Raw genomic sequence first — 8,308 nt, 5'->3', positions numbered from 1 at the left:
CGGGCAGCACGCTCGGAACGCGCGGCGCGCTCGGGGCGGGGAGCACGTTCGGGGCGGGGAGCTCGTTCGGGACGCGACGTCCGGGCACGAGCGCGATCGGCCGGAGATACGTGCGAGTCCGCGTCACTCGATCGCGATGCGTTCACCGGAGTGGCTCCGTCCGCGCTGCCGTCGTGTCGTGAACGCATGAAAAAGCCCACACCCTTCGCTTTCGATACCAGTGGTCGCGCCTGCGAACCGAGCAAGCATAGTCATCCACCCGAATCGCGTGACCTTACTCGACAGTAACCTCTCTGGTTCATCTCCCGAGTCGCCCTCGACGTTACCGGGCGGTACCTCCGGGGTCCCACCTCGCGCATCGGCGGGGCCGTCCGAGGACGGCCCCACCCTGCGGTCAGTCCGGATCGGAGAGCCGGTGCACCCGGTGCGCCGCGCCCCATTCGTCGAGCAGATCCTGGGGCGCCTCGTCGACCACGACGACCACTGCGAGATCCTCGAGACTGCCCGGCTCGAGCGTGCGCAGCGAGGCTTCCGGCAGGTGGACGTGCGTAACCCACTCGTTGTAGAGCACACCGTCCAGGGAGGCCCCCGACACCGTCTTCTCGGGTACGACCACGACGACCGCACCCGTCGCGGTCACGGCCAGCGGCTCGAGAGCCACCGATTCGACGTCGACGCTGCCCAGGGCTGCGCTCCGCGACTCGTAGGTCAGCTCGTACCTCTCGCGGAGCTCGTCGATCCGCTCGAGAAGTTCGGCGTTCGTGAACGTCCGCGACCCGATGACCGCCGCCGCGTCCGAGGGTTCCACCGGACGCAGCCGGTCCGAGTACGTCACGGGAGCGGCCGAGAGAGCCGACAGGTCCGTCTGCACCTTCTCGTCGTCCACGACGATCCAGTCGCCCGACAGGGATCCTGCCGTCTTCGAGAGGGTCAGACCCACCGCGGCTCCCGCCGGCAGCTCTTCGCCGTGGCGAGCCGGGTCGACCATCACGAGTGCCGCGCCGGTCTTGGCCACCGCCCACTGCGAGACCACCGAGTCCACCGATCGTGGCATCGAGACGGCGACAGCATCGCCTGTTCCCAGCCCGCGATCGATGAGCATGCGGGCCAGGCGGGAAGACCGTTCGTCGAGTTCGCGGTACGAGATCTCCATACTCTGCCCGTCGCCCTCGGGTTCGGCGGGCACGGCGATTGCGGGCGCCGAGGGGTCCACTTCGACCACTTCCGCGAGCACGGTGGCGAGGGTGCCCGCTCCCGTACCGGCCACCACCGTGGAGGGCCCGGATTCGGCCACGATACGCGCGAGTTCGTCGGCCTCGACGAGTTCGATGTCGGCGACCGCCGTGTCGGAATCCTCGACGAACGCCTCCAGCACACGCACGAATCGTCGGGAGAGGTGAACGACCTCGGCCTCGTCGAAGAACCGCTCCAGGTATTTGAAGGTCAGCTCGATCTCGCTGTCGGCGACGGTGAGCAGCGTTACCGGGTAATGCGTGGCGTCCTTCACTCCGACGCCCGTGATCGTCATGCCGTCGATCGAGCCCGCAGCGTCGGACAGCGCGTCCCGATCGATCGGGTACGACTCGAACACCAGCAGGGAGTCGAATCCGATCGGCGTTCCGATGCGCTGTTCGATGTCGGACAGGCCGACATAGTGGTGATCGAGCAACCCCGCCTGCTCCGCCTGCAGACGTCGGAGCATCTGCGACACGGATTCGTGCCGGTTCGTCCTCACGCGCACCGGCAGTGTGTTGATGAACAGACCCACCATCGACTCGACGCCGGGCAGGTCGGCGGGACGACCCGACACGGTCGCGCCGAACACGACGTCCGAGCTGCCGGTGATGCGGCCGAGCACTACACCCCAGGCAGCCTGCACGAGTGTGTTCACGGTTACGCCGAGATCGGCCGCGAGGGCGGTCAACCGGGCGGTGCGCTCGGTGTCGAGCAGGACGCGGACCGTGGAGATCGTGTCGTTCCCGGGGTCGCGCTGAACCGGAGCGATGGCGGTCGGATCTCCGAGCCCTTCGAGCGCGGTGGCCCACGCGTCGAGCGAAACCGTCCTGTCCTGCTCGGCGAGCCACGCGAGGAAACTGCGGTAGGAGCGCGCGCGCGGCAGTGCCGTGGGATCACCGCGGAGCACGTACAGGGCCATCAGATCCTGCATGAGCAGCGGCATCGACCAGCCGTCGAGAAGGATGTGATGGGTCGTGACTCCGAGGTGGTACCGGTTCGTTCCGGATCTCACGAGCAGGAACCGAATGAGCGGTGCCGACTCCATGTCGAAGCGACGGGACTGCTCGTCCGCCAATGCCGATGCGACCGCGGCCATCCGTCGCTCGTCCTCGGTGTCGCTCGAATCGAGTTCTCGCCAGGGAAGCTCGACGTCGTCGAGCACCAGTTGCAGGGACCGTCCCTCCGCGTCCGTGACGAAAGCGGTCCTGAGATTCGGGTATCGGTCCAGCAGTGCTTGTCCGGCCGCACGCAGGCGCGCCGGATCCACCTCACCCTCGAGGTCCAGCACGGCCTGCATGGTGTAGACGTCGACGTGCTCCTCGGTCACCATCGACGCGTGGAACAGCAGACCCGCCTGCAGCGGCGACAGCGGCCACACGTCCGAGAGCGCCGGGTAGCGCTGCTCCCATTCCTCGATCTCGCTTTGTCCGAGACCGGCGAGCAGCAGGTCGGACGGTGTCAGGCCACCCGCATCCGGTGACGCCGCGTACTGGGCGAGAGCGCTCAGTGCCTGCGACCAATGCTGAGCAAGCTCGTCCACGTCGTCGGAATCCAGCAGCCCCGACGGGAAGGCGATGCTCGCGCCGAGCTGTGGTCCGCCGTCGCCGTCCGAGACGATCGCATTGATATCGACGCTCGCGTTGGCGGGCATGTCGGCGTCCTGAGCAACATCCAGCTCGCCGAGCGCGGAGGTCGGTGCCCAGCCGATCTCCGCGAGGCCCTCCGGTACGTCCGCCGACGACATCCGGCCCAGATAGTTGAAGCTCACCTGCGGCACTCGGGCGATCGACGCCAACCGCGCCGACGATTCCGGATCCAGATAGCGCAGCAGGCCGAATCCCATGCCCTTGTCCGGGATGGCCAGGAGCTGTTCCTTGACCGCCTTCACGGCCGATCCGATCGCAGCGCCACCGGCGAACGCCTCGTCGACGTCCACTCCGGTCAGGTCGACCCGGACCGGGTACGCACTGGTGAACCACCCGACCGTCCTCGACAGGTCCGCTCCCGGCAGGACGGACTCCTCCCGTCCGTGACCTTCGAATTTGACCAGGGCCGAAGACGATTCGATGCCTCGATCGCGTCGCCACCGCACGAGTGCCAGGCCGAGCGCAGCCATCAGGCCGTCGGCGACACCACCGCGGAACAATGTCGGCACCGACGTCAGCAGAGCATCGGTTTCGGACGCCGGGAGAGACAGCTCGATCCGTCGGACGGTGGAGATGGTGTCGACGGCAGGATCGAACGGACGTGAGCCCAGAGCCGGGTCCGGGCCCTCCAGAATGCGCTCCCACAGAGGAAGTTCCGCCCGGCGCTCCGAGGCCGCAGCCACGAGACCGTGTGCCCATCGCCGCAGGGACGTGCCCACGGCGTCGAGCGACACTTCCCGGCCGGAGACGATCTGCCCCCAGGCCAGACCGAGGTCCGGCAGCAGGATGCGCCACGAGACGCCGTCCACGACCAGATGGTGGGCGACGACCGCGAGGATGCCCGCACGCTCACCGCCGAAATCGAACCACACGAACCGGAGGACCGAACCGCTGCCAGGATCGAGCCGGCCCAGCGCCGCGTCGATCTCGCGTTCCGCAACGACGGTCAGATCTGCGTCGCTGATTCCGGCGGGTAGCTCGACCCGTTCGAGAATCGACACCGGATCGACACTTCCTGCGGCGCGAACGCGTAGGACATGCTCCCCATCGGTTCCGCGCTCGAGGATCGAACGCAGGGCATCGTGGTGATCGACGACGGCACCGATCGTACGAACGAGCACGTCCTGATCGATCCCGCTCGGCAATGTCACGGCGACGATCTGCGAGAACCGATCGAAACCACCGGGCCACGACAGGACCTCGTGCATGATCGGCGTCAGCGGAACCTCGCCGACACCGCCACCGGGAAGCTCGGCCGGACGCTGTGTCGTCCCGCCCTCGGAGCGCGTCGCGACCTCGGCGAGACCGGCGACCGACCGACGCTCGAAGACGTCCCGGGGGGTGAACACCACACCGCGCGCCTTCGCCCGCGACACCAACTGGATCGACACGATGCTGTCGCCGCCGAGCGCGAAGAACGACTCGTCGACGCTCACCTTGTCCAGATGCAGAACCTCCGCGAACACCTCGGAGATGATCTGCTCGACCTCACCCTCGGCGGCCCGGTACTCACGCTCCTCGATCACCGGTTCCGGCAGCGCATCGCGATCGAGCTTGCCCACCGGCGTGAGCGGCACCTCGTCGAGCACCACGATCGCCGACGGCACCATGTGCGGCGGCAACGACCGCGCCACGAACTCGGTCAACTCCGCCGTGTCGACCGTTCGGCCCCGCACCGGCAGCACGTACGACACCAGCACGGTGGCGCCGGAACCGGTGGTCCGGCCGACAGTAGCCGCGAAATCCACACTGTCGTGTCCGGCGAGAGCCGCGTCGATCTCGCCGAGCTCGATACGGAAACCGCGGACCTTGACCTGGAAGTCGCTGCGGCCGACGAATTCGAGCTCGACGGGACCGCCCTCGGTCGAACGCCAGCGAACCACGTCGCCCGTGCGGTACATGCGCGAGCCGTCGCTGCTGTAGGGATTGGCGACGAACCGCTCGGCGGTCAGGGCGGTGCGCCCGTGGTAACCCCGCGCGAGCGCGCCACCTGCCATGTAGAGCTCGCCTGCGACACCCTCGGGCACCGGGTTCAGCCGGGCGTCGAGGACGAGCGCGGATACACCGTGGGTCGGGTTGCCGATCGTGATCGGCCGGCCCGGTTGCAGGCGGGCGAACGACGAGATGATCGTGGTCTCGGTGGGGCCGTACCCGTTGAAGTACTTCCGTCCCGGCGCCCAGCGACCGAGCAGTTCGGGTGTGGTGACGTCGCCGCCCACCGACACCACCTCGAGGCTGTCGATACCGGCAGGATCCATCGTGCCCAGCACTGCGGGCGTGATGATCGTGTGGGTCACCTGTTCGGTCTGCAGCAGTTCCGCCAGATCCGGGCCGCCGATGATCCGGCCCGGCACGATCACCAGCGTCGCACCGCTCGAGAATGCAGCCATCCACTCGAGCACCGACGGGTCGAAGCTCGGCGAGCAGATGTGCAGGAACCGGTGGCCGGCACGCAGGTGGTAGAGGTCCACGGCGGTGTCGACGACACCACCGAGACCGGTGTGGGTGACCACGACGCCCTTGGGCCTACCCGTCGAACCCGACGTGTAGATCACATAGGCCGGGTGTTCGAGCCGGATCGGCCGCACGCGGTCGGCGTCGGTGACCGGTGCACCGGACCGCGCGTCCAGTTCCGCGGCCGTCTCCGGCGCGTCGAGCACGACCCAGTCGGAGTCGTCCGGCATCGCCTCGCGATATTCGGACCCGGTGATACCCATGGCCGCACCGGAATCCGCGAGCATGTAGCGCACGCGGTCGATCGGGTAGTTCGGATCGACCGGCAGGTGGGCGGCACCGGCCTTCGCGATCGCCCACACGCTCAGCACCATCTCGTACGAACGCGGGTACGCGACGGCGACGATGTCCTCCGGTCCGACCCCTCGCTCGATGAGCATGCGGGCCAGGCGCGACGAGGTCTCGTCGAGTTCGCGGTAGGTGACCGACCGGCCCTCGTACCGCACCGCGACGGCCTCGGGAGCTTGCGCGACTCCCGAAGTGAGGATATCGGTGAGGCTTCCACCTGCACTGACGCGGTCGCCGTGGACGTGCGTGAGCCGGTCGAACTCGTCTGTGTCGAGAAGCGGTAGATCTCCGACCGGCAGGTGCGGATCGCCCAGTACTCCCGCGACGAGCATCTCGAACCGTCGAGCGAATCCTTCGATCGTCGAGCGGTCGAACAACGCACTCGCGTAGGAGAATTCAGCCGAGATTCCGGCGGGGACATCCGATCCGCCGCGATGCTCGCGGAGGGTCAGCGACAGGTCGAACTTGACGGTGTCGACCTCGAAGGGCACTCCGGACACCGTGAGTTCGGGCAGTTCCAGCGCCGTCTCGGGCAGGTTCTCGAACGACAGTGCCACCTGGAACAGCGGGTGGCGTGCCGTCGACCGCTCGGGGTTGAGGATCTCCACGAGCCGCTCGAAGGGGATGTCGGCGTGGGCGAACGCCTCGAGGTCGCCCTCCCGCACGCGCGAGAGGAGGTCCGAGAAGCCCTTGCCCGCGTCCACCCGGGTGCGCAGGACGAGCGTGTTGACGAACATGCCGACCAGGTCGTCGACCTCCGATTCGCCACGACCGGCGATGGGCGTGCCGATCGCGATGTCGTCGCTGTCGGAGATCCTCGACAGAAACACCGCGAGCGCGGTGTGCATCACCATGAACATCGTGGTGCCCGTGGAGCGTGCGAGTGCCGCGAGGCCGCGGTGCAGGTCCGCGCCGAGGACGAACTCGATCTTGCCGCCGGTGAAGGACTGGATCGAAGGACGCGGCCGGTCCATGGGGAGATTCAGCTCGTCGGGCAGACCCGCGAGCGTGCGCTTCCAGTACTCGGCCTGCGCAGCGAGCAGGCTCTCGGCATCGTCCTCTCCGCCGAGGACCGCGCGCTGCCAGATCGCGAAGTCGGCGTACTGCACCGGTAGCGGCGCCCAGCCGGGGGCTTCACCTTCGGCGCGGGACATGTACGCCGTCATCACGTCGCGGGTCAGCGGCGAGATGGACCAGCCGTCGGCGCTGATGTGGTGGACGACGAAGACGAGCACGTGATCGCGCTCGGAGAGCTCGAACAGTCGTGCGCGCAGCGGGATCTCGGTGGTGACGTCGAACCCGCGGGAGACGACCCCGGTCACCTTGTGCAGCAGGTCGTCCTCGGTGGCCGGTTCGACGTCGATGTCGGGCGCGGCCTGCGAGACGGGGAGGATCAGCTGGTAGGGCTGTCCGTCGATCTCGGGATAAATGGTGCGGAGCACCTCGTGCCGGGCCAGCAGGTCCTGGACCGCCGCCTGCAACGCACCGAGGTCGAGTGCACCGCTCAGGCGCACCGCGACCGGGATGTTGTCGACCGACGATTCGGTATCGAAACGGTTGAGGAACCACATGCGCTGCTGCGCGAGCGACAACGGCACACGGTCGGGCCGCGGCTGCGGCACCAGCGGCGGACGTGCCGCCGCACCCGTGTGCTGCTCGGCCGCGACGGCGAGCGCCGCGACGCTGGGGGCCTCGAACAGCACGCGAACGGGGACGCGGGTGTCGAGCGCCGCGCCGATCCGCGAGACGACCTGGGTGGCGAGCAGCGAGTTGCCGCCGAGTTCGAAGAAGTCGTCGTCGACGCCCACTCGGCTGAGTCCGAGGACGTCGGCGAACACGCCGGCCACGATCTCCTCGATCGGTGTGCTCGGGGCACGGAATTCGCGGGTCTCGAAGACCGGTTCGGGCAGGGCCCTGCGGTCGAGCTTGCCGTTGACGTTCAGCGGCAACGCATCGAGCGTCACGAACGCCGACGGCACCATGTACGACGGCACCTGAGCACCGAGGGCGGTTCTTATCGACTCGATGTCCGCCTGCGCATCGTCCACGGGCACGATGTACGCGACCAGCTGGGTGCCGACCCGCTCGTCCTCACGAGCGATCACCGCGACATCACGCAGCACATCCATCGCCCGCAGGGCCGACTCGATCTCACCGAGCTCGATACGGAAACCACGCACCTTCACCTGGAAGTCCGTACGCGACAAGTAATCCAACTGCCCGTCACGGGTCCACCGCACCAGATCGCCCGTACGGTACAACCGCTCCCCGTCACCGAACGGCGAGGCGACGAACCGCTCCGCACTCAGATCCGCACGCCCGAAATACCCGCGCGCGAGCTGCGCACCGGCCAGATACAGCTCACCGGCGACACCGGCCGGAACCGGATGCAGACGCTCGTCGAGCACGTAGACCCGGGTGTTCCACTCGGGCACACCGATCGGCACCGACGCACCCGAGGCATCGGTGACGTCGCCGGCGGTGACGGACACCGCGGCCTCGGTCGGACCGTACAGGTTCACGAGCCGCGCACGGTTGTGGGTCAGGAACCGCTGGGCGGTCGCCGGCGGCAGCGCTTCGCCGATGGCGAGGATGTGGCGTAGCGAGGAGGCCAGCACTCCGTC

The 8,308-nt window shown here is 68.1% G+C and carries 1 protein-coding gene; it reads right to left on the bottom strand.

The genetic code is table 11. The features are described 5' to 3' along the window. Positions 1-394: 394 nt before the first annotated feature. On the bottom strand, positions 395-8,302 hold the full coding sequence (locus tag R1101_RS26465) for a non-ribosomal peptide synthetase (protein ID WP_232284730.1): 7,908 nt from the start codon (positions 8,300-8,302) through the stop codon (positions 395-397). Positions 8,303-8,308 lie beyond the last annotated feature (6 nt).

Origin of the sequence: Rhodococcus sp. R1101 (assembly GCF_000278445.1) — a bacterium.
In the GTDB taxonomy this organism is placed as follows: domain Bacteria; phylum Actinomycetota; class Actinomycetes; order Mycobacteriales; family Mycobacteriaceae; genus Rhodococcus; species Rhodococcus gordoniae.
Note: the sequence above shows the minus strand (reverse complement) of the source record. Positions and strands in the feature narration are given on the sequence as shown.